Source organism: Paenibacillus gorillae, assembly GCF_000513275.1.
Lineage (GTDB): Bacteria > Bacillota > Bacilli > Paenibacillales > Paenibacillaceae > Pristimantibacillus > Pristimantibacillus gorillae.
Map to the genome: position 1 here is coordinate 16,290 of NZ_CBVJ010000100.1, position 23,158 is coordinate 39,447.

The following is a 23,158-nucleotide window of genomic DNA, read 5'->3' on the forward strand; positions in this document are numbered from 1 at the left end:
CTGGTGACAGCAATGGAATTCGTACTGATTATGATCGCCCCGCTTCTTATCGTAGCGCTGGCTGTAGCTGCTTTATTTGTATGGGGCGCGAAGGGAAAAGTGTCGCCTAAACAAGATCAATAGCTTCCGCTTAACAAGAACATAAATGGAGGTACTTCTGTTTGAAGCATAAGAAAGGTGTCATTCTGATCGTAAGTCCGGACAAGCACGTTCATGTGCTCCTGAAATCATTGTTTCTAAAAGAAGGCTACGTCACCGAAAGTACGTATAATCCGAATGCTGCCCTTTTCAAATCCAATCCCGACCACTATAGTCTCATGATAATCGACCAGTTGGCTGGCGGAATGACTAACATTCAACTGTGCGTATCCATCCGGAAAAAGCTGCAAATTCCCATCCTCCTGTTCACGCCAACGGGACGGGAGGATTATCGCTTGGCTGCCTTTGAGGCTGGCGCCGATGACTGTATGGAGAAGCCATTCTCCTACAAGGAACTGGTATTGCGGGCACAGGCTATTCTCAAGCGGACCTCGGCGCAAATTCTGAAGGGCGTGAACCGTACCGAATATCGAACGATTCAGCTCAAGCGCATTGTCATTAATCCCTCCGCTCATCGCGTTGTGGTGGATGATCACAGCATTCATTTGTCTTTGAAGGAATTTGATCTTCTGTACTATCTGGTGCTGAATAAAGACATCGCGCATACCCGCTCCCAGCTTCTGGACGCCGTATGGAGACAGTCTGATGTCTATGACCATCGCACGGTAGATACGCATATTAAGCGTATTCGTGATAAACTGTCCGCGATATCGCCTGAAGTAGGCGCGATGATAACGACTGTGAGAGGGATTGGTTATTCGTTCAGGGAATGTCCGGCGGGTGTGGTTGGGGTGGATTAAGTGAATAAAAGGAATAAACAAGACGAGGCTGCCAACGGCAGTCCCGTCTTATAATCATAATGCTATTCTGGAGGGGCCAGTAGAACCCTATTCTTATTCTTCTTCAAATAGAGATTCCAGTTCCTTTAAAAATAGATGCACGAAAACGAGTAAATCCCCAGAATTATGCTTACTTCCTTGTATTGTTCCTCTTATAAGTCCCCACTTGTCAATAGATATATAAAACTGAGCTTTAGGAAGAAGAATGTCACCTTCCCACTCCAATAAAGATTCTGATTTTACATCATTAGTATTACTAAGAGATAATTCCATCGGTATTACATCTATATTTATCTCACGAAATCTTGGCATAACTCTTTTTGGATTAAACGCTCTTAATTCAAGCTTAAGTTCTTCTCCCCATAATATTGTTTGGGAAACAGAGTATTCAATATCCAGTTTTTTGAAATCTATCTTTTTCAAATGTTCTAGTTCTGGATTTATGGATAATTGTATTTCAAGCTGATAATCACTTTTGTTTTTGACTACCTCTGCAGCAAAACTAATACCGCTATCTAAAAATTTCTCTGACTTTTGCTGTTTATCAACAAGTTCCTTAAGTTTCTTATCAACAGAACTTATTAACAAATTAGCAATACCTTTTTCATCTTGGGACGCAATGAGCATTATTTCTCGATAAATTCTTTCTGACGACTCTATATCACCTATCCATTCATAGAGTCTGGCAAGCTGCAATTTTTGTGTTGTTCTATTTTCAAACATATCTACCTCCAAAAATTCGTTCAAACTCTTTTATTGTAATTACATCTGGAAATAATGTGCCCGAACCATTTATTATGGACATAATGTTATTAATCTCGTTCTTTTTAGGAATCAGAAGGTGAAGATTCAATACTGTCCTTGGAAATACATCAACTTGCATAATTAAACCATATCCAGAAACGGAAGGTACCCTTTTCCAATAAGATATTAGCTGAGCAAGCCCATCTTTTATCTGACTTGGGTTCTTTCCTCCAGAATTATTTTGTCTTCTGCTTTTAGTTTCAAGCGGGAGGGGGTCTCCCCAATGGAGTCCAGTCAATGCATTGTGTAATGTTAAATCAGTAAACCTATGCCTAGTTAAGAAAGCTACTAATTGAGATGGCTGAATGTCTAAACAAAAATCAGGAGCTTGATATAAGCTCGATGATTTTAAATGTGCCATTTCAAAAGCAGTTAATCCAAAAACATTTTGAAAGAAAGTAATCGCTAAAACTTCACCTATAGTACCAGTTACCCCACTAGCAGCATCTTTATACTCCCTAATTGAAAAAGTGCCCGGTTTCCGAGATAACCTCCCTTCCAAAGGAGCATATGTATATATACTCCCCCAATGAGCATAATCTTCAAAGTGCTGACCAATATATTTTATATATGTCTCCCCCCACTTATCTCCTTGGTCATCTAAATAAGAAAGGTTTGTATTATATGAACCTGACAGAATTGATCTATTATTAGTTCTTAAACCTAACTTGATATTCCACTTTATGTTAATTGGTCTTAATAACCATTGCTTCCTTTGAGAAAAGGCTAGACTCATCCAATAAGTCACCATCCTATTTTTTCATATATTCTAAATTTTTATCTTAGCAAAAGTTTTAGATTGCATTCACTAAAAAATCATTTGTAAAATTTTCCATAACTATTATTTATGTATCTCTCCCTGTTATGTATGGCTAATGAAAATATCCTTTATTAAAGATTCTACAATTCATATAAGTATCCTACACACAGCATATAATAAATGACTGATTAATTCAGCAATAATAAATTACATGGCCCGTATCTGTACTATGCAAAGTTCGACAACTAATTTTCACTTCCATATCCCTCAAAATTTTGCGCTTGCAATCGCAGCAACTAGTATGAGAGTTAAGTTCTTAACAATATCGAAAGCTTCAACAACCAGGTAGCTTTAATATGAAAACCTCCAGTTGGGGTAAACATCAGCTAATACATGAAACCTTGGAGGAGCGATGAGGTATTTGAAAAGTTTAATATACAACAAATCACAACAGCCCCTTACCTGATGAAGGTTCGGGGCTGTTGTGATTGTTGTTCATTTGTCTTATGGAGTTTCCTGATTCGTTGAAAAAAAAGTTAACCGTTCACTGACAGGTGTACGAGGCGAGGTTTTGGAGTTTTATCCTCATCAAAGTGACCAAGATGAAGCGTGCTGATAATTCTTTCGCTGGGCTTTACACCTGTCATTTTGCAAAAATCAGGCTCGAAATTTTAAGCGTTTCTTCGATAATTTTACTTTGTCCGATTGGACCGCCTGGACCTTGGAACCACAAACCATAATCAAGCATATATACATGATTGTTTTTAACGGCTTTCAGGTTTTTCCACAATTGACTGTTCTGTATTTCACTAGATACTGCTGAATCTTCTGTCAGGAAGAAAATGTGATCCGGATTAATCGACGGCAACACTTCAAGGGAAATGACCTTCATTGAATCAGACGGGTCAGGTATGGAATCGGGCGGCTGAAGCCCCAGATCATCATAGAGCACTTCATAATTCCGTTTACTATAATAACGAACCTCTTTATCCGATAAACGGAGGAACATTACCGTCTCGTTACCAATTGCCTGCTTGATTTTCTCACGGGCTTCAGCAGCCTCTTTCTCATAATCTGCAATAACCTGCTAGGCCTGCTCGGTTTTGCCCAGCATTTCACCTAGCTTAAGCAAGCTTGGTTTCATGCGAATAATCCCTTGATCGTCCTTTACCTTCTCGGCGAAAAGCGTAGGAGCAATCTTGTTTAGACTCTCGAAGGACTCTCCCATGAAATCTTGTCGGATAATGAGGTCTGGATCTTCGGCAAGGATACTTACATAATTCGAATCTACTTGCCAGCCTAAATTTTCTGGCCGACCAAGCGATCAGTTAGGTAAGTAGGAAACTTATCACTGCCTTCTTCATTGCTTGATGCTGCCTGAGGAACAATACCTAGCGCAATCAAATAATCGGTAGCAGCCCGAAATAATGAAATAATATGCTGAGGTTCGCCTTTAATAATGGTTTCTCCCCATGTATGTTTTATGACCCGCTCAGTTTGTGCTGCCGGGGCTGTTGCTTGCACCGTAGGACTGGACTGTCCCGCCGTTGATGTATTCTGAGGGGAACCGCACGCGGACAGGAGCAAGAGTAGACTAAGAATTAAGACCATTGTGAGAGCCGGTTCCGATTCATAGGTGTGTAAGATACTCCTTTTCGAATATATTGATAATGATCATCATTAATTCGAGTATAACAACGGAGCTTACGACTTCATGGCGTCTGTACCTTCCTTAGATCAATATCGAACCTATTCTATCAAGAATCGTTCTCACTCACAATGAGAGATTAAGGGAGATCTAGCTAAGAAACAACGAAATGCCCACGAAAAATGATCGCGGGCATTTTATGATTTTTGTGAAATTAATGTTCCCCGTTTGTTAAGTGCAAGGACTCCAATTCTTGAAGAACTTCCTTTACATCACAGTCTGGATTTAACATTTGAATCATCTCTGCGGTAATGGGAAGATCATCATAAATTTTTGCAATAATATCTAACGATAGCGATACTTCAAAATAACCTCTTGCGAACTCTACAAAATCCTCGGGTGTATGGAATATACAACCGATTAGAAAATCAGAACCATCACTTTCTCCCTCTGGAACTTCGACTTTCCCTTTGTGCCAGTTAGTGTCACTGCTTTCACGCCAAATACAAAATGTCACATCATCTTGTTCAATTGCATCGTCATGAAGTAAAAATAGCAGTTCCTTTGGAACATCATCATAAATCCCTTGCCATACTTTATGCTCATCTTGGGCGTACGGGCTTAATTCAGATTTATGATCAAAGCCTTTTATTATGCAGCCTGCGGATGAAAACAAAATAATGAGATGATCACCCGCTCCATTATCTATTTTTGCCATGCAAACAGCTTCATCCCACTCTGGAATAAAGCTGTGGTAACGAAGCCATTCATCCTGACAAAGAATAATATTTAAAGATGCTTGGATTCTCATTAACTTTTTTAGAATCATTGGTTCTGGTAAACGTTCTAACACATTTAATTCCATGAGTGCACACCCTTTCGTCTTCCTTATAAGTTGCGTTAGTATTCAAAAGTTACTCTATTCAATACCATAGTTCTACCCATACCGAAATCTTGTTGTTTCACGATCATATTCCCATTATTAAATGTAACGATATACTTTGTATCACATGCGTTTACATAATAACTTGCGTCTCCAGAATCATTAGGAGGGAATATCATTGTTTGTTTACACTCGTTAAATTCATTAAATATCTTATCTACCTTTTTATTAGAAGAGGTTATTTCAATTTGATTCATTATTACTTTCGTTCCTAATAGTAAAGAAGCTAAAAGTATAGCAAAGTTAAAATAGATTTTTATTCTTTTGTTCAAAATGTACTCTCCTTCCCTATATGACGGGCAATCAATCCTAATACTAGATTAGCATAAATTATACCAAAACCGTTCCATCATCTACATATAAAAAAAGTCCAGAGAAAGCATTTCGCATTCTATCCAGACTTTCGGTTCCATAGCAAAAAGCTATACCTCTGTATAGTTTTTAAGTATTTATTGATAACACCTTCCAGACTCTATAATAAAAGCAACATATCACACAAGGAGCTGTTACATTTGAAAACATCCATTATCGGTTATCCGCGAGTCGGCTCGCTTAGAGAACTTAAATTTGCATCAGAAAAATACTTCAAAGGCGTACTTCCTGTAGAGGAACTGCAGCAAACAGCGGCTCAGCTTAGAGCAGCACACTGGAAGCTTCAACAAGAGAACGGCGTCGACTTCATTCCGTCCAACGTGTTTTCCTTTTATGACGGACTACTCGACACTGCTGTCTTGCTCGGAATCGTTCCGCAAAGATACCAAGCGCTCGGCCTAAGCCCACTGGAGACGTATTTCGCAATGGCGAGAGGCTATCAAGGCGACAAAGGCGACGTTAAAGCGCTGGCGATGAAAAAATGGTTCAATACGAACTATCACTATATGGTGCCTGAAATCGACGATTCGACAAGCATCCGTTTGGAAGGATCGAAGCTGTTCGATGAATATACGGAAGCAAAACAGCTCGGTATCACAACCAAGCCAGTGCTGATCGGCGCATTCACTCTGCTCAAGCTCGCAAGATTCACGGGTTCGAAAACAGCTAAAGATTTTGTTCCTGCGATTGTTGAAGCTTATACGGCTGTTCTGAACCAATTGAACACGCTTGGCGCAGAATGGCTTCAAGTGGATGAGCCTGCGCTCGTTCAAGATTTGACTACTGAAGATATCTCACTGTTCACCGAGCTTTATAACGGCATCCTCTCCGCCAAAGGCAGCGTAAAAGTTGTCGCACAAACGTATTTCGGAGACGTTCGCGATTGCTATCCATTGCTTCAAACCTTGCCGTTCGACGGCATCGGTATCGACTTCGTTGAAGGCAAGCAATCTTTGGAACTGGTGCGCAAGCATGGCTTTGCAAGCGACAAAGTGCTGTTCGCTGGTGTAGTTAACGGCAAGAACATTTGGAAAAACCAATATAAAAAGACGATTGCTCTCATTCAAGAGATCAGCAAGCATGCAAGCCAAGTCGTGCTGGGCACATCTTGCTCCCTGCTTCATGTTCCATACACGATTAAACACGAAACGAAGCTGACAGCGGCGAATAAGCAATATTTTGCATTCGCAGAAGAAAAGCTGAGCGAGCTTGCAGAACTCAAGTCGATTCTGGCTCAAGCAAGCCCTGAAGCCTCCGCTTATTATACGGAGAATGAGAAGCTGTTCACGGCATCGCGTCTCACGAACGACAATTCGGTTCAAAAGAGAGTGGCAGACTTGACGGATGCCGACTTCACGAGATTGCCTGCGTTCGCTGAACGGGAAGCCATTCAGAAAGCGAAATTCAATTTGCCGGCGCTGCCTACGACGACGATCGGTTCTTTCCCTCAAACGGCTGAAGTCCGTGCAAACCGTGCAGCCTTCAAGAAAGGCAGCATCACCGAGAAGCAATACAAGCAATTCAACTTTGATCAGATCTCGGAGTGTATCGCACAGCAGGAAGAAATCGGACTTGATGTCATTGTCCACGGTGAATATGAGCGTAATGACATGGTCGAATACTTTGGTGAATGCTTAGATGGCTTTATCTTCACAGAGAAAGCTTGGGTACAATCTTACGGAACACGTTGCGTAAAACCTCCAGTCGTATGGGGCGACATTAGCCGCAGCAAGCCAATGACTGTAGAATACTCGGCGTTCGCGAAGAGCCGTACCAGCAAGCTGGTTAAAGGCATGCTGACAGGTCCGGTAACGATCCTCAACTGGTCGTTCCCTCGTGAAGATATTAGCCTGAAGGAAAGCGCTCTTCAGATCGGTCTTGCGATTCGTGACGAAGTACTTGATCTGGAAGCGAACGGTATCGAGATTATCCAGATCGACGAAGCGGCATTAAGAGAGAAGCTTCCATTGCGTCATTCCGACTGGCAGAGCGAATACTTGAGCTGGGCAATTCCTGCCTTCAGACTGGTTCACAGCGGTGTTAATGCTGAAACGCAAATTCATACCCATATGTGCTACAGCCAGTTCAGCGACATCATTCGCGATATCGATGCAATGGACGCCGATGTTATCACATTCGAAGCGTCGCGCTCGGATCTAGCTATCATCGATGCGATTAACGAATGCGGCTTCCGTACTGAAGTTGGACCAGGCGTATACGACATTCACTCGCCTCGTATTCCAAGCGTCGAAGAGCTTAAACAAGGGCTCGATCGCATGCTGGACAAAATCGAGGTCTCGAAGCTATGGGTTAACCCGGACTGCGGCCTTAAAACTCGCGGTGTTACAGAAACATGGGCCAGCTTGAAGAATCTCGTCCAAGCAGCCAAAGAAGTACGGGCAACACTGTAATAAACGTACAAGAGGATGAGCTCAAACGAGCTCATCCTCTTGTTTTATGATTGGATAACCGAAATCCGTAATGACCGTTTTGAGCTTCAGAACGTAGGCGGCGGCCAACTGACTCAAGCTCGCCTTCTGATTCACAATGTAACCTACCTGTATGCTCTCATCCGTACGAAGTCTAACGGATTTGATTTGCTCCCCGTTAAGATCCTTATTCAGTACGCCCGAGCTAATCGTATAGCCATTGAGCCCGATCAGCAGGTTGAATAGCGTAGCGCGGTCACTGACTAGTATTTTCTTCTTATGCGTTCTGGTGCTTAGAATTTCCTCCGAGAAATAGAAGGAGTTGTAGTCGCCTTGTTCGAAGGCCAGAAAAGGATAGTCAACCAAGTCTTCGATGTCCAGCAGCGACTTAGAAGCAAGCGGGTGCTCCTCACTGATGAATACATGCGCTTCCGCTTGGAACAGCGGATGAAACCACAGCTCGTTATCCTTTAATATTTTCTGAATTACCTTTCGGTTGAATTCACTCATATAGATAATTCCGAGCTCACTTTTCATATTCCGTACGTCTTCAATAATCTCATAGGTACGTGTTTCGCGCAGCGTGCACTCGTACTCGTCCACATTAAGCTCCTTCAGCAGTCCGACGAATGCCTGCACAGAGAAGGCGTAATGCTGTGTGGAGATTGAGAACAGCTTCTTCGAAGGCTTACGATTCATGTAGCGCTGCTCGAGAAGCTCGGCTTGCTCCACGACTTGCCTGGCATAAGATAGAAACTCCGCCCCGTCGCTCGACAGCACGATCCCCTTTGACGATCGAAGAAAAATTTCAATACCGGCTTCCGCCTCGAGTTCTTTTACCGCGTTGGACAAGCTCGGCTGCGAAATAAACAGTCTTTTTGCCGCTTCGCTTATGGAGCCGCAGCTTACAATGGTCAGAATATATTTCAATTGCTGCAAGGTCATTGGAATACCCCCTTACTTTAGAATTATGACTAGGTTGGCTCGTTTGAGCAAGCTGCATATGATCTTCTTGTAATAAAAAAAGTATTTAATCCTAAGATCAAATACTTTGCATGGTCGAACAACGATATATTGAGGTGCTCCCCCGAAGTGAACATGTTTCGCCGTCGTGACTGGCGAGGGCGTACGAACCGCCGTTCTGTTGCAATGCTGTCAGAAGTGAGGTAAGTTCGTCTTGGGGGATCAGATTATGGTGAATGACTTCTCCCTCGAAGATGACATATTGTCCATTTAAAGTATTATTTGTCCTCATCCATTGTGCTGTGTGGATCTGTGCGGCCATAACGCCCGATTTAACGGTCACGCTAGCCGCCGCTGATGGTTTTGCGTGTTGCATACATTTATCATAGAATATGAAATGCTTTTCAGGTCAAGTATCATTATTTCGGACAAGGGGGTGTGCTTCCCATGGCTAATATTAAAGAGATAGCCAAGCTGTCTGGCGTATCCATTGCAACGGTCTCCCGTGTGTTGAATCAGCATCCTTATGTAAGCGAGACGAAGCGTGCCCAAGTCTTGCAGGCGATTGAGCATCTGAATTATTCCCAGAACATGAATGCTGTCCAATTGGTGAAAGGGAAGACGATGATGATTGCCGTCGTCCTGCCATTCGTGAATCATCCTTACTTCGGTACTATGCTGGATGGGATCGCCAATGCTTCGCTGACGTGCAACTACAAGTTGATATTATGCCAGACAGATTATCAGGTCGAAGAAGAACAAAAAGTGCTCGACATGCTGCGCATGAAACAAGTCGACGGCATTGTGTTCTGTTCGAAGACGATGATATGGGAGGCAATTGAGCCTTATACTGTCTATGGTCCGATAATTGCTTGTGAGGATGTGGGTGACCGAGCGATCTCTTCCGTATTCATTGATCACTACGGCAGCTTTCGATTAGGTATGGATTACCTCATCCAAAAAGGTCACCGGAAGATTGGTTATTTTATTGGTCGAGGGGACAGCTATAACAATGTGAATCGGAAACGAGCATTCGCCGATACACTAGCTACAATCGGAGAAGAGCCTTGTGCAGATTGGCAGTTCGAGTGTGTATTCGGATTTGAGCAAGGGGTGAAAGTTTTCCATCAATGGATGAAGATGAGTCATCGGCCGACCGCGCTGATTGGCGCAGGCGATTATCCTGCTGCAGCGATCGTGGCAGAAGCTAAAAAATACGGCATCCGGGTTCCTGAGGATTTAGCTGTATTAGGGCTAGATAATCAACCAATTGCTGAGGTGCTCGCCATTACGACAATCGAACAGTCGATGTATGATGTCGGGACGTGCGCGTTTCATATTTTGCATGAACGAATGAATGATAAGAATTTATCGCCGGTCAAAAAACAACTATCGTATCGATTGATCGAACGGAATACGGTGTAAGATCATACATGTTGCATCTAGTTCAAGCACAATTCATTCTAGACCACACAAGATAAATAATATGTTGATTCAATTTGGTATTATTAAGCAGTTATAATTCTATTTAAAACTTCTAGTTGCCTTAGCGGTAAATACTAGGTACCGTCAAGAAGTTTGTGTAGTAGGGATTTCCATCGGGAAGATGGAAATCTATTTTGTTGTTGAACTACTAGAGGGCAAAGCCCTCCCCGTTCGTCGGGTTCTGGTTGCTGTAAGCAATATCTAAATCCCTATTATTTCCTATTTCCAGAAAAAGAGGCCAACCATAGTAAAATAGTTGCCCCCTGAATGTTTAAAGAACAAAATATAATTGTATTTTCTCAATTTAGAACAATACTTAATTGGAATTGTTAACNGCTAATAAACCTTGACTGCCCCACCCACCCCCAAAAATCCCCCCTCACCCTTACTCCCACAAGACTTTACTCCTTCACGACACCCTCCAAAAAAAATCCACTTTTACCCTATGTTTGACTAAAAACCAGGGGAAATCATGAGATTTATGGCTTAGGAAAAACACAAATCGAACCGTAAAAGTTTGACGGAAGGCAGGAGTAAAAGTAGGAGAAAACATGGGGATTAAGTTTGAAAGGGAGTAGAAACTAAATCGAGATAAAGCAAGATCAGGCAAGTGTCCGAGAAAAATAAAGTCTTAGACTGCCGCTTATTATTGAGCTATATTTCCCCGTTAGCTTAGTTTTCGTTAATAAGTAATCATACTTTTATTTTGTTAATATCCATTTATCTGGATCCGGAGGTTTTGGCATCTGAACAATAGCTCTATCAGCGCGAAACCAAGCAGTATGTTGAACTCCAACTAATTCATACGTTATCTGATAATGATCACCGAAAGCTTTAGCCCTTAAAGGCTTATTAAAAGGAGTCTGATTAGAACGGACTTTTTGAATAGTAACTATCGTCCCTTCAATTGATTGAATTTTATCTCTTATTTCACGTTTATTCATCTTCCCCTTTCGTTTTCGGATTTGAACACCGATGTATATAGCAAATATAACTCCAGTAAAAATAATTATTATAAATAGAAAAATGGCTATTTTTTCGTATGTAGGAATCATCTAAAAACTCCTTATCTCAACATACTTTATAATGCATACGTAAATTCATCTTGTAGTTTCCATATAATGTATCTAATTATTAGCGATTGAGCATAACTGCCAATTAGCTTAACCCCATTCCCAGTCTAATACTGTATTTTCCTAGTTTATCAAGAGCTAAATATAAAAAAGTCAGATATAATAAAGGGTTCCGCATATTAGTCATGAACAATATGTGGAACCCTTTATATTTAACTAGCGTTCCCTGTTAGCTTAATACTTGCAACATCAAAGGCGTAGAATGGATATGGATTCGCCGTAAAAAATTTCGCCGTTTTCTTGGAAGCCAAAACTATCATAAAGTTTTTTAGCAACGATATTCTCTGCCTCATAAGAAGTCCAACAGAATTGCGCCGGCCCGGCTGGAAAAGTACGGATGAATTCTAAGCAACGTTTCATTGCCTCCCGACCATAACCCCTATTTTGGAACTTCTTATCAATCATCAGTCGCAATATGCAGTAGCTATCGAGGCCGATCGATGGAAGATCATAACCGGTTATTCGATAAGTCAACATCACAAAACCGACCGCCTGTTCATCCGAATAAATGGCAAACGGAAATGGATGTCCGCCATTCGTCGCTAGGACGTAACAAGTAGCTAGGCTAGCCAGATTGGACGCAACGAAATGCCGTTGGGCTTCCGAAACTTCTAAATCAAAAATGTCTTGTCGGTTTTCGAGAGTTACTTTTCTTAATGAAATCATGCAGCATATCCTCCTTTTCTTGATTCCTAATTGAGATTCGGCATTTTTCTGTGTTTCGTTTTTTGTTCGAATGCATATGCAATTTGTATAAGTTTCGATTCGCTAAATGCCGTTCCTGCGAAAGTAATACCGAATGTCCTCCCGTTACTTTGAAACCCCGCAGGCACTGCAATGGATGGATAACCTGCTTTGGCGCTTATATCTGCACCGACATAGGAAGGAAACAAGATTGCATCCAACCCATGCGTTTCCAGGGTATAATCGATACCCATATTTTGGGAGTAATACAAATCCGTAATGGCCCCTAAAATGTATTGCGGATTTTTTAACGGGGTATCGAACTGTGAATGATAACGTAATCTATCTTGTCCGTATTTCAATGCCATTGGCGAATGTCGTTCATTCCATTCTATCAATTCATTTAGATCATGGACAGGATATTGTGCCGGGAGACATTGCAAATAGTGATCAATGGCATGTTTAAATTCGTAACCCGTCTTATTATGCTCCCACTCTCTAAGGAAAGAAGGAATTTCAATATCGTCTATTACTTTGGCCCCAGACTCTCTAATTATTGCTATAGCATCGTTAAATAATTGTTCATCATATTCTCCAAGGTCACGGAACTTCTCAGAGGGGACATTTCTGTATATGCCAATGGTCGCCGTCCGTAACCCGTCTTTATTCAAAAATGCGGTATAGTCAGTATTAGAAAGTTCATTTCGCCAAGTGGAAGGATCATTCTCATCTTTACCTGCCAGAGTAGTCAATAAGATGGCCGCATCGGTCACAGTCCTTGCCATTGGCCCGGCCGTATCTTGAGAATAGCTCCAAGGAATGACTCCTGAACGGCTTATCAAACCTGCGGTTGGCTTGATTCCAACAATCGCATTCTGTACGGCAGGGCTTAATATGGAAGCCGAAGTCTCGGTTCCGACAGCGACCGTCGTAAAATGAGCAGCAACGGCTGCAGCTGATCCCGTACTGGATCCCCCGGGAAAATGATCGCCGTAGGGATTTTTGGTTTGCCCGCCTAAAGCGCTGTATCCGGCCCACATAGAAGACGACATGCCATTAGCCCATTCAGTCAAATTCGTTTTTCCCAATATAATTGCACCAGCGTCTCTCAGTTTCCGAACAAGAAATGCATCGTTTGGACTTACATGATGCTCCAAAGCTAAAGCTCCTGCGCTTGTACGCATCTTGTCCTTGGTTTCAATATTTCCTTTCAGTAACACAGGAACGCCATGAATAGAACTCCTTGCTCCCGTTCCTTTTCTTTCATTGTCTAATGCTTCTGCAATAAAAATCGCATCCGGATTGATTTCCAACACCGAGTTTATGTGCGGTCCGCTTTGGTCCAAAGTGGCGATGCGGTACAAATAATGCATAACCAGCTCTCTTGAAGTCAATTCCCCACGGTTCATAGCATCCTGTAATTCTAGAATCGTGACTTCTTCGCTGATTGTTTTACTTAAATCGAAGTTAGGATCCATCCCGAGGTACCTCTTTCAACCTTCAGTCTTAAACATTCTTATGAAATAAATTATAGATTCAGTTGAGGTTGATAAATATATAAAGAACATTTCCTAATCGAATTGAACATAAAAAAGGTTCGCCGGAAATTTCCGACAAACCTGATTTTCTATCTATTTTTTGAGTAAACGATTTTTTTGATGCTATCTTGAGAAAGACTGAACATATCCGATAACCGTTCAATCGATAAGCCTTCATCAAAAAGACAGCGAATTTGTCTATTGCGATCGTCCAAGTACGCTCTGTTCCCCGATTTTTCTCCCCACTTTTTGCGTGAACCTACAGAATTGGGGATATAAATCATACGACCTTGTACATACTTCTGTATTTCCAATAGCAACTTTTCAGGAAAAACGGATTCGGCGCTTATATACTTCAATATAGTTCTACTCCTTAAAATGAAAATAAATTTTAAGGTAGCAAAATCTATACTATAAACTGTTTTCACCCCGATCGGAGAGAAAACAGGCGGTTAACTTTTTTAGCTCCATGCAAATAACCGCCAAGGTCATAATATAGACTTTGCATAGAGCATAGCATTTGCAATCTTATTATTCAAAACGTTTCCTCCTCTTCACTGTTAGCCCTCCATTTACTAATTCAATGAAGCGAAAAAAATCCCTTTATTCCTCTCTCTTTATTCTGGCTTGATTGGTTTAAACAAAAAATAGAGCAGATTAGCTCATATATTGAACTAACCATCCTCTATTCACGTTACTACAATTAACTCAGTCTAATACTTTATTTTCACTGAACTGAACATCAATGTTCAGCGACATTATAGTTGGTAACTGTAAAAGTCAGTAATATCAAGGTGTTTTCGGTGTTCGAGGGCATTTTTGAATTACATCATAGTTGGTAACTAACATTGCGCGATATTTCAATACGTACATTATAGTTGGTAACTTATATTTAATTAAGTCTGATTCCTCTTTACAACGATTGAAACTGCGCGGAATTGAGATGTTCGATTTTGTGAAAAGCGCGGATCGTCACTATGTCGTGGAGTGTTTGTTAGGTAAACTGACACATCATAAACTTTGCCTTGAAACAACCACAATATCGCTTAAGAGTCACTGATACTCCGTACTCCTTGCTCTGCCTCAAAATAAACCCAACTTGACAATCCATTACAGGAGAATCAGTCTGCAACTTTATTTCCTAGTCTAACACGTTATTTTACAGCATGCTTTAATTTCTTTGGACACCGAAAAAAGAAAAAAACTGCTGAGGGTGTCATTAGCTTAATCGATTCCATTATTTCTCTAACCTTGTTGCCATAGTACAGACCTCAAGTTGAGCTATAGCATCAACAAATTACTTGGTTCATTATATATCATCGTATACAGCATCGGCTTCACACCAAAGATTATTGTTCATCAACAATAATAAATTTACCTTTGAATTAATTACTCAACTTTCGCAGCTTAAATTACTGAATAAACCCTTGATGTACAAGGGCAAATCAGCCATCCACTGCTGGAGTTGACACAATACGTTCTGTTTGCCAACCTTACTCGTTGCTCCGGCCAAGTTTAAGAATAACGCCATCAGTTGCCCAAGCGCAGTCTGGTAGTCTAGATCACGAACTTCATCCGAATACAAGAAAAATAACCCACCAAGTGAACGTGTATCTCCGGTTTCTCGTCGCTCAAACTCCAACACTAAGTAGCCGCTAAACACGACGGTTGTATGGCTAATGAGCATATCAAAGGAACGGCCTTGAAACTCAGTTCCTAGTTTCAAATAGCTTCTGGTTACTTTAAAAAAGGTCTCAATACTCCACCTCATGCCGTAAATGCGAACAATCTCATTCGGTTCTAAAGTTAGATCCGTGCTGAGAATGGCCAACCATTCACGCCGCTTATTGCGGTTTTGAACAAAGACGAGTTTAACAAGCATGCCGCAAGAAGACTTGACAATGACAGAACTCCAAATAGACGTGTGATTGTTCTTTGGCAAACGTCTGTAAAGTTCACTCAGCGTCAGTCGTTGTCCTTCGTACAGATAACGCTGCTTCATTTCCTTAACCATGCCTATCGTATCGAGGCCTTCCGTCGCGAGTCCTCGAATGAGCGGCATCTGAGTAAACCAGCTATCCATCAGTACGTAATCCGCACGAAAACCAGCCTTTAGCGAACGTTTAATCAAGCCAAGGGCAGCATCAGGTTTATGCGTGAGCGCCTCAACACGGCGCTTATACCTCTGACAACGTTTCGTGATCGTTATCGTCATCTCCGTTAGACGATTCACAAATTTGGCGGACGAGAGCATGATTAAGTCAATGGGGGCGAAGCTGAAGCCGTCAGACCAGCCAAGCGTTAGCAAGGTAAATCCTTTGGCAAACCGACCGGTTGTATGGTCGAACACACGAGCAAGCAGTTCCGCCTTCTTACTGCGATTTCGCTGAAAAGTGGAGTCGCCCAAAATGAATACTTGTACACGCTTGGCTGATGTAAGCGCGGCAAACTGCCGAACCATCGTTAAACTGAGCGAATGAAGAAAAACTCGCCATACAAAGCCTGGATGATTCAAGAAACGGTAGACCACATCTTTGCCTGGCAATGAAGCGCCGCGGCTGCTCTCGAGCAGTCGGAACCCATTCTTCCCCTCAAACACAAGCGAGAAAAGCAATTCAAAGACAGCAAGCCCAGAAAGACCAAAAGACTTGCGAATGCCAGTATGACGAAGTAGATGACCGATTTTTAAAGTGTGAAATACAGTTGAAAAACGAGACTGGTCAGACAGGGAAAATGGTGTACCATAGATTTACATACCTTTCTTTGTTTACATGGTTGCTCGACACTTCCATGATACCAAACAAAGAGTGTGTTTTTTGTAAAGTCAAGAAAAAATTAGGCACAGTCCTTACAGCTGCAAGGTATTTAGTCTAATTTGTAGCTTCGAAAGTTGAGTAATTTATATAGTGTTTCCATCTCGTTGCCCCCAATCCATACGATTCTATTACTGTTATTATTTATATTATTTTGTCGAAAAACCTGTCTAAAAAACATCTTTACCTTTCACGAACTTGTTGACTCTTGGTACACTTCGCCTGGATGATGGCCAGTTCGTGCACCTCGCTCGAAAACGTTTGTAACTGATCCACTTTTTCCACGTGATGGAAACGAGTGTTCTGGTGACATTCTGAATCTTTGAATTTATACTTGGAAAATAGAACCAAGTAATTATATTTCGTTGTATCCTATTTCTGCGAAGTATTATTAGATAGCAGGCCTGTTAATTAACAAGAATTTGTATCTGGAATTAATCCATAATTCACTGTAAGGAGACGATGTAAGCGAATCATCCATTCTACAGGTAATCGACCAAGAAGCAGTAAGCGAGCAAATCGAACAAACGAAAGATGAGAGTGACGCGGAAATTCTTGACTTGTACCATCAAATATCCATTTGAGTACACAAAGACGATCATCGCAGAGAATAATTGACCATAGACGGCGTTTTCAGTCGTTCCAAATAACGTTGGAATGTTTAAATGTTGTTTAATCCAGCGAAAAACACTTCTATTTGCCAGCGGGCTTTATAAATCAGGGCAATTTGCTCAGCTGTAACGCCCAACAAATCAGTCACGATGCGAATTTTCCTACCCTCAAAATCACGAAAAATGACTACTCGATGACGATGATTAGATCGACACTGCGGCGTTCCTAACTGGCAAGTAATATCTCGAATGACTTGAGAATCTGCAGGGACTTGACGCTTGAGCGCATAGGCTTTTTCGAAATGAACATTGTCACGGAGCCGGATGACAAGGGATTGACCCTCTTGTTTGTAGCGATCCAGATGTTCCAATTTGCCGTAAGCCCGGTCCATCACCATAATAAAGTCGGGGTTTTCCAAGGATTCGCATAAAGGGCCATCATGCCGTGCACCAATGCTTTCCGTAACGCTAAACGGCTGTCCGTTTTGAGCCCGTAATGCGACATGCAGCTTAACTGCAGCCCTTTCACCGTGGTAAGGTGCCCAGGGTAAGCGAGTTTTTCCCACTGTCATCGTTGTTGAGTCAATAAAGCAAACATTTTTTTGGGAAGGCCAGTTTGCGCCTCGTTTCACGATTACATTTGCGAAAAAGCAGCTGGAATAGCTCCTTAAATACAGTGAACGGTACATCAGCTGCTTTCCCGGAAAAACAAGAATAGTGAACGGGAGACAGGCCACTAGAAGCAGCGTGATCCGCTCCGAAACGATAGCCAGACCATTCCTCGCTGGCTACGGCAACCCAATAGTGAAGCAACTGATAAACGGTGAACTTTCGCGCCGTATCGACGTAGCCAACCGTTTTCACGATGGATTCGACTTCTTCAGGCGTAAGGACAGTTTGAAGAATGGGGAGAATCGTGTTAGACTTTTTCATGGAGTCATCAACCCGGTAAAATGTTTGTAGGGGTACAAACATTTTACCGGGTTGATGGCCTTTTTCCTACCATTTAGTGGTTAATTATCAGGCCTGATTAGATAAGATTCAAGTAAAATTTAAAGGAGGAATTGTTGAGTAATGGCTATTAAAAATAATTATGAAATTTATAAACCTTTTAAAGTAAAAGATCCCAATTATGCCTCAGGTGGGAATGCAAAAGTATTATTAGTTGAAGATGAAGGCGGTAAAGAATATGCTTTAAAAAGCCTGCGAATCAATGAATCTAGAGATGTTAAAAAAGTTGAAAAGATTTATACATGAAGTGAACATTGTTGAGCGCTATCAAAGTCACATAAAAGGGATAGTTCCTATAATTCACAAAAATATTCCTGAAGAGCTTAACGGTGACTTTAAATATGCTGACGTTAAAGGTCTTATAGTATGGTATGTAATGGAATTCGCTATACCTATTGAAGAAAAATTAGGTAACTGTGACGAAATAGAAAACATTATTGATTGTATTATTTCTTTATCTGAGACGCTAGCAGAATTACATACGAATGAGATAGTACATAGAGATATAAAACCAAGCAATTTATATTTTCACCAAGAAAGCTGGGCATTTGGCGATTTTGGTTTAGTTGCTTATCCTGAATTTAGTGGACTTACAGAAGAAGGCGATCGGATTGGAAATTATGCTACGATAGCGCCAGAAATGAGATATACAGATATAAATGAAAGAGACGCAAGACCAGCTGACGTTTGGTCTTTAGCTAAAACTCTGTGGATGTTATTAACAAATAATTGGAATGACTGCTTTGAAGGGGTATATAGTCCTAATGATGAAAAAATGTCCATATCCAAATACATTCCAAATATCCCAATAAAACCTTTGGAGGATATTCTTTCAAAAGCTATTTGCTATGAACCACAAAAAAGAATTGATATTAATGAATTTTTGAGATTAGTACGTGATTATAAGGTCCTTTTAAATGAAAAAAAGAAGATTAAAAAATATTGAAGAATTATGGAAGGAGCAAGACGAATCTGCTGATACAATAATTTACAATTCAGCAGACTTGAGTGTTGATACTTACAAATTATCACTAGAATTTATTGATTTAGTGTCAGAGGATACTTATTACATTAAACGTGGGCAATCCGATGAGATTAAAGTCTTAAAATATATTAAAATGAAACTTGAAAATTATTCAAAGAATAAATTTATTGTTTCTCCAATATTGCGGCACTTTAGGAATGATGCAATGCCTTCAATTAAATTATTCGTCGAATACACAAAAAACGATTCTAAATTTGTAACACATCTCTTGTGTGATAAAGATAATGTCTATAGTTTTAATCATATGCATAATTTCGGAAGCTTCTATACTGCTGATGGAATTATCAACCTTAACTTTTTAGATGAGATTGTAGAAAAAATTAATGAAATATCAATGAAATCCAATAGGTACGGCAGGTAAAACTAAGATACTTCGATGAACCTATATTCTGCGAGGGATCTGTCGTCGCCACATGCATCCTTATCACTGGTACATGTGCTACATGAAGCGGACAAAACAAAGTGTAAAGTGTGTTATTGGTTTTTCCCTCATTCCTACAATAGCAGAAGAAAAAGGAATTTGTTGAAAGAGATATAAACACGTAATTCGGACGATGACGCTAAGCTCTTCTTGACTTCCTGAATGAGATGAAATAGCACTTTCAGCATTTTGAAAAAACGTTACACCCAACGGTAAAGGATATGCTATTAGACTTGTCGGTTTTGGTATAGCTTCTAGCTCGTGTACGGGAAGCTTGGCGAGAGAACGCGGATCGGCAAGCATCGGCCGGGCGAAACCGTTTGTCGTTATCTAAAGAACAGGCAGTCGCAGATTTCCAGGCCATCGAACAGCGTAATTTCTAATCAGTATTTGTATGTGGCAGACTATTTCAATACCTTGGATAACCGAGTGTTTTTAACTTTATCTCCAACGTCCTCAATTTTCCTGGCTCCTTCCTAAAAAATAGAGCTGTCCTTAATGTTTAAAGACAGCTCATCATGTAACTAAATTATAGTTACATTCTTTATTGTAATGAATCATCAAGTTTCGATTTGCGGATAAATATCTATCTTCTTTGACTTGTAAGCTTAATATCAATGAAAGTTAGTATATCTTCTCTGCTTTTCTTATTTAACATTCTTAATGCCTCCAGTTCCCTCCTGATTACAGGACATCCTACATCCAAGGATGTTGAGTGGGTTTACTTGAAATGTCATGAAGAATTTATGGATCCAGGAATTATTACTCAACTACCAAACCACATCTTTTAATATAACCATGCAAATTTCCCTTTTCATTAAACAGCAGGCTTATTTGATATTTTTTTCGTGAAATTACGTTTGTCCCCACTTTAGGCATTGGTATCAACGCCCGAAATCCATCAACATAAACTAATGAAAACCTATCTATTATTAAACTATTAAATACAATAGAGTAATCAACTTTATAAGCGTTGGAATCAGGGTGTTTAGTTGCCCATTCTTCATTAAAGGGAGAGTCCCTATCTGCATCATACCAAATAATTTTGATATCTGAATTCCTTAAATAAATCATTTCTTGTTTTTCTTCATGGAGCATCCAATCATTCTTCGTACTTCTGTAAACTAGATTATTTACTTCTAAAATTTCATTTTCCTGGTATTGATTAACTAAATAATATTCTTTATTCGGATAAACTAATGCTTTGGATAAAGCAAACAATTGGCGAATATATTTTCGAGCTAGTTCATCTTTTCCCGAAAGAGAAAATGATGTGATCATATTCATTAATCCACTTCTTCCCCCTTGTTCTAAAATAAAATCAACTGTTTGATCTTTGATGTCAACGTTATCAAGCAGTACCGAGATTATTATGTGAAAATACTTATAGAGATTACTGGCATGTGATTCAGGGAAGCGAGCTTTCTTCAGTGATTTAAAAAGTAGCGGTAGTTGATTGTTCACAGCTTCCTCAGTTGCTATAAGCGTCCTCCACGTATCACTTCTTCCATAATCAATTCCCTCAATTTCGCAGCTATAGTACTTTTCAATCTCTGCAATTGGCATAATACTAACGTCAGCCGTAACTGGAAAGGCATCAGTTTCGCTGAATACATTTCTTGAAGTTACGTCATAAATATTTTCTAGCAAAGGCGAATCAGGGATACAAAGTTCTAAAATAAATTTAAAGTATTCCCATCTCGCACCTTGGTCAGTTGTGTCTCCCATAATTGTCAACATAGAGTTAGTTTCACTGACCAGAACCGCGATTTCACTTTCATCAAACCAATCGTTTTGATGTGCAAGATAGATACATTTCGGTAATACATAAGATATTAAATCATCTTTCCTAAAGGCCGGTCTAAAAATGCTATTATTTAGTGCCATCAATAGTGTTTTATCGCTTGTAGAGATATCAAAACAAGATATCATGGTTGCAAACATAAGACTATTATCAGTTTGATCGTCATAGTAAGATAATCTGTTTGAATCTTGATTAATTATATCCATCAACATACTTTTGTTAGTTATACATTTAAATAGTTGCTTATTTTTTATGCAAACAGCGTACAAAACAGTAGTTAGGGATATTACGCTGTCATAGTTTAAAAGTTTTCTAAAGAATAATTTCACTTGATTTTCATCAAAGTTAAACGTAGCAATTATCTCTCCTATTAATTTTGAATTGTTGTATGAAAACCAATTATCATATACTAAATTATATTTTTTAATACATTTCAGAATTGAATCTAATACTGTAGGTCTGCATGATTCAAAATCAATGATAAATTTTCTAATCTCAACACCCAAAGCATATTCCCGAGAATATAGTTTTGTTTCCTTTCCAAGCAATATTGCTGCATAACAATTGGCCTCAATATTGTGCTCCCATGTTCCATAATGATTTATATTCATTTTGTTAAATCTACTGTCCAAAACTTCGATTCCAGAGTTACTACCAGTTACTAAGCTGTATAGAATTTGAGTATTGAGTTTATAAGGCTTTTTATGCTTCTCATCTATGGTTTCAGTTATGGTTTTTCGTAACTTTTTTAATGTCGTACTTTCACTAAATAAGTAGTAAACATTCACAGTTCTTAAAAGTGTAAAACATAAAACCTCCATTTGTTCTATTCTCAATTTTGGTATAAGATCTTCAAGCTGATCTACAAATAATTCAAGCCCTATTTCAAAAAATCCAGTACAAATAGCTGCATGGTTGCGTGTATACGAGTGTATGTAATCTAAAGCTGAATCAATATCGTCTAATACCATAGGTTCAATTTTTTCTTGTATAAATATCTAAAAATGAAACATTGTCCATGGCACAAATACAATACCAGTATGCACACGGGTTTTTTTTAACGGCTCTTTTAATAAAATCTTCATTTAAATTATATTGGGCATATAATAAAGGACGGATATCTTTATTTTGATATTTCAAATATTTTTTAACAAACTCCCAATAGTTTTCATCACTTAGAAATGCTTTAATTGACACACCTTCATTATTTAACAGTGAAGCTAGCTCATTTTCATTTTTAGTAGCAAGAAAATCCAACAGCATATTAGATTGCAAATAGGATTCACTTCCAACTCCGTAGTCAACTCTTTGGCCGATTAATGCATTTTTATATCTATACCAATAATCTTCACCTAAATAAGCTTCAAAAAAACGAAGAGAAAGATTTTTTAATATATCTCTATTTTGAATACTGTCTTTCAATTCCTGAGATAAAAAAATGTTAATTATAAAATCTTTATCAGGCAAGAGACTCAGCTCTCTAAGAATAAAAGGATCGTCGTAAAAAACTTGCCTTATCTTCTTATATAGGAAATATTCATGGTATCTCCTATGCTTATATGAGTAAACGTTCTGACTTTTTTTGCTACTAGATACATCAAAGAACATTTCAGATAACGCGACTATAATAAGATCAGTTTCTATATATGTTAATTTCATGTATGTGGAATTAACTATATTCTGTAATTCGTCGATTGAAATGTTTAAACTTCTGTTTTTTTGTAGAAATAGAGAAACATCTTTAAGTATCTCTTCT

The 23,158-nt window shown here is 39.7% G+C and carries 23 protein-coding genes; 7 read left to right on the top strand and 16 right to left on the bottom strand.

From position 1 onward, the window contains the following. Positions 1-12: 12 nt before the first annotated feature. Positions 13-123: a cytochrome bd oxidase small subunit CydS family protein gene (gene cydS, locus TY10_RS32605; RefSeq protein WP_420329421.1), complete on the top strand. Its 111-nt coding sequence runs from the start codon at positions 13-15 to the stop codon at positions 121-123. A 38-nt stretch (positions 124-161) separates the two neighbouring features. Next, complete coding sequence (locus TY10_RS18685) at positions 162-899, top strand: response regulator transcription factor (RefSeq protein WP_042166736.1); 738 nt, start codon at positions 162-164, stop codon at positions 897-899. A 93-nt stretch (positions 900-992) separates the two neighbouring features. Here the strand turns inward: TY10_RS18685 and TY10_RS18690 are convergent, their stop codons facing one another. The 6 genes from TY10_RS18690 to TY10_RS18710 form a co-directional block, all read right to left on the bottom strand. Then, positions 993-1,661: a hypothetical protein gene (locus TY10_RS18690; RefSeq protein WP_042166739.1), complete on the bottom strand. Its 669-nt coding sequence runs from the start codon at positions 1,659-1,661 to the stop codon at positions 993-995. Further along, positions 1,654-2,478 carry a hypothetical protein gene (locus tag TY10_RS18695; RefSeq protein ID WP_042166741.1) on the bottom strand — a complete coding sequence of 275 codons (825 nt, stop codon included), beginning with the start codon at positions 2,476-2,478 and terminating at the stop codon, positions 1,654-1,656. The genes TY10_RS18690 and TY10_RS18695 overlap by 8 nt, the downstream gene beginning before the upstream one ends. Positions 2,479-3,145: 667 nt before the next feature. Continuing rightward, the gene (locus tag TY10_RS31705; protein WP_337588370.1) at positions 3,146-3,583 is read right to left on the bottom strand and encodes an ABC transporter substrate-binding protein; all 438 of its coding nucleotides are present in this window, start codon (positions 3,581-3,583) and stop codon (positions 3,146-3,148) included. A 218-nt stretch (positions 3,584-3,801) separates the two neighbouring features. Beyond that, positions 3,802-4,026, bottom strand: coding sequence for an ABC transporter substrate-binding protein (locus tag TY10_RS31710; RefSeq protein WP_052350638.1), 225 nt, complete (start codon positions 4,024-4,026; stop codon positions 3,802-3,804). A 338-nt stretch (positions 4,027-4,364) separates the two neighbouring features. Next, a complete protein-coding gene (locus TY10_RS18705) occupies positions 4,365-5,015 on the bottom strand; it encodes a hypothetical protein (protein ID WP_042166743.1) in 651 nt (216 codons plus the stop codon). A gap of 35 nt (positions 5,016-5,050) precedes the next feature. Next, complete coding sequence (locus TY10_RS18710) at positions 5,051-5,365, bottom strand: hypothetical protein (RefSeq protein ID WP_042166746.1); 315 nt, start codon at positions 5,363-5,365, stop codon at positions 5,051-5,053. A 240-nt stretch (positions 5,366-5,605) separates the two neighbouring features. Between TY10_RS18710 and metE the strand changes: the two genes are divergently transcribed. Next, the gene (gene metE, locus TY10_RS18715; RefSeq protein ID WP_042166748.1) at positions 5,606-7,876 is read left to right on the top strand and encodes a 5-methyltetrahydropteroyltriglutamate--homocysteine S-methyltransferase; all 2,271 of its coding nucleotides are present in this window, start codon (positions 5,606-5,608) and stop codon (positions 7,874-7,876) included. A 21-nt stretch (positions 7,877-7,897) separates the two neighbouring features. Here metE and TY10_RS18720 read toward each other — a convergent pair whose 3' ends face one another. Continuing rightward, positions 7,898-8,839 (bottom strand): LysR family transcriptional regulator, encoded by a 942-nt coding sequence (locus TY10_RS18720; protein ID WP_042166750.1) that lies wholly within the window; start codon positions 8,837-8,839, stop codon positions 7,898-7,900. Positions 8,840-9,304: 465 nt separating this feature from the next. Here TY10_RS18720 and TY10_RS18725 point away from each other — a divergent pair, with 465 nt between their 5' ends. Beyond that, the gene (locus tag TY10_RS18725; protein WP_042166754.1) at positions 9,305-10,282 is read left to right on the top strand and encodes a LacI family DNA-binding transcriptional regulator; all 978 of its coding nucleotides are present in this window, start codon (positions 9,305-9,307) and stop codon (positions 10,280-10,282) included. 761 nt (positions 10,283-11,043) lie between these two features. On the opposite strand, the gene TY10_RS18730 is transcribed toward TY10_RS18725, so the two are convergent. From TY10_RS18730 to TY10_RS30800, 7 genes are all read right to left on the bottom strand, one after another. After that, positions 11,044-11,397, bottom strand: coding sequence for a hypothetical protein (locus TY10_RS18730; protein WP_042166756.1), 354 nt, complete (start codon positions 11,395-11,397; stop codon positions 11,044-11,046). Positions 11,398-11,664: 267 nt separating this feature from the next. Then, entirely contained in the window at positions 11,665-12,141 is a 477-nt protein-coding gene (locus tag TY10_RS18735) for a GNAT family N-acetyltransferase (protein ID WP_042166759.1), read from the bottom strand. A gap of 26 nt (positions 12,142-12,167) precedes the next feature. Further along, the gene (locus TY10_RS18740; protein ID WP_042166762.1) at positions 12,168-13,637 is read right to left on the bottom strand and encodes an amidase family protein; all 1,470 of its coding nucleotides are present in this window, start codon (positions 13,635-13,637) and stop codon (positions 12,168-12,170) included. A 149-nt stretch (positions 13,638-13,786) separates the two neighbouring features. Then, a complete protein-coding gene (locus TY10_RS18745) occupies positions 13,787-14,056 on the bottom strand; it encodes a CD3324 family protein (RefSeq protein ID WP_042166764.1) in 270 nt (89 codons plus the stop codon). A gap of 1,034 nt (positions 14,057-15,090) precedes the next feature. Beyond that, a complete protein-coding gene (locus TY10_RS18750) occupies positions 15,091-16,446 on the bottom strand; it encodes an IS4 family transposase (RefSeq protein WP_042166766.1) in 1,356 nt (451 codons plus the stop codon). A 725-nt stretch (positions 16,447-17,171) separates the two neighbouring features. Continuing rightward, positions 17,172-17,693 carry a transposase gene (locus TY10_RS30540; RefSeq protein WP_162160631.1) on the bottom strand — a complete coding sequence of 174 codons (522 nt, stop codon included), beginning with the start codon at positions 17,691-17,693 and terminating at the stop codon, positions 17,172-17,174. Between the two features lie 10 nt (positions 17,694-17,703). Further along, entirely contained in the window at positions 17,704-18,054 is a 351-nt protein-coding gene (locus TY10_RS30800) for a hypothetical protein (RefSeq protein WP_162160633.1), read from the bottom strand. Between the two features lie 141 nt (positions 18,055-18,195). Here TY10_RS30800 and TY10_RS18760 point away from each other — a divergent pair, with 141 nt between their 5' ends. From TY10_RS18760 to TY10_RS18770, 3 genes are read left to right on the top strand one after another with little or no spacing between them, the layout of a single operon-like run. After that, positions 18,196-18,378, top strand: coding sequence for a hypothetical protein (locus tag TY10_RS18760; RefSeq protein WP_042166768.1), 183 nt, complete (start codon positions 18,196-18,198; stop codon positions 18,376-18,378). Then, positions 18,359-19,078 carry a protein kinase domain-containing protein gene (locus TY10_RS18765; protein ID WP_162160635.1) on the top strand — a complete coding sequence of 240 codons (720 nt, stop codon included), beginning with the start codon at positions 18,359-18,361 and terminating at the stop codon, positions 19,076-19,078. The genes TY10_RS18760 and TY10_RS18765 overlap by 20 nt, the downstream gene beginning before the upstream one ends. Beyond that, positions 19,050-19,538 (top strand): hypothetical protein, encoded by a 489-nt coding sequence (locus TY10_RS18770; RefSeq protein WP_042166774.1) that lies wholly within the window; start codon positions 19,050-19,052, stop codon positions 19,536-19,538. Before TY10_RS18765 ends, TY10_RS18770 begins: the two co-directional genes overlap by 29 nt. Before the next feature lie 822 nt (positions 19,539-20,360). On the opposite strand, the gene TY10_RS29030 is transcribed toward TY10_RS18770, so the two are convergent. Both TY10_RS29030 and TY10_RS31715 read right to left on the bottom strand, forming a co-directional pair. Beyond that, the gene (locus tag TY10_RS29030; RefSeq protein ID WP_052350639.1) at positions 20,361-22,373 is read right to left on the bottom strand and encodes a hypothetical protein; all 2,013 of its coding nucleotides are present in this window, start codon (positions 22,371-22,373) and stop codon (positions 20,361-20,363) included. Positions 22,374-22,377: 4 nt separating this feature from the next. Continuing rightward, a partial coding sequence (locus TY10_RS31715; protein ID WP_042166777.1) for a hypothetical protein occupies positions 22,378-23,158 on the bottom strand: 781 nt, incomplete at its 5' end.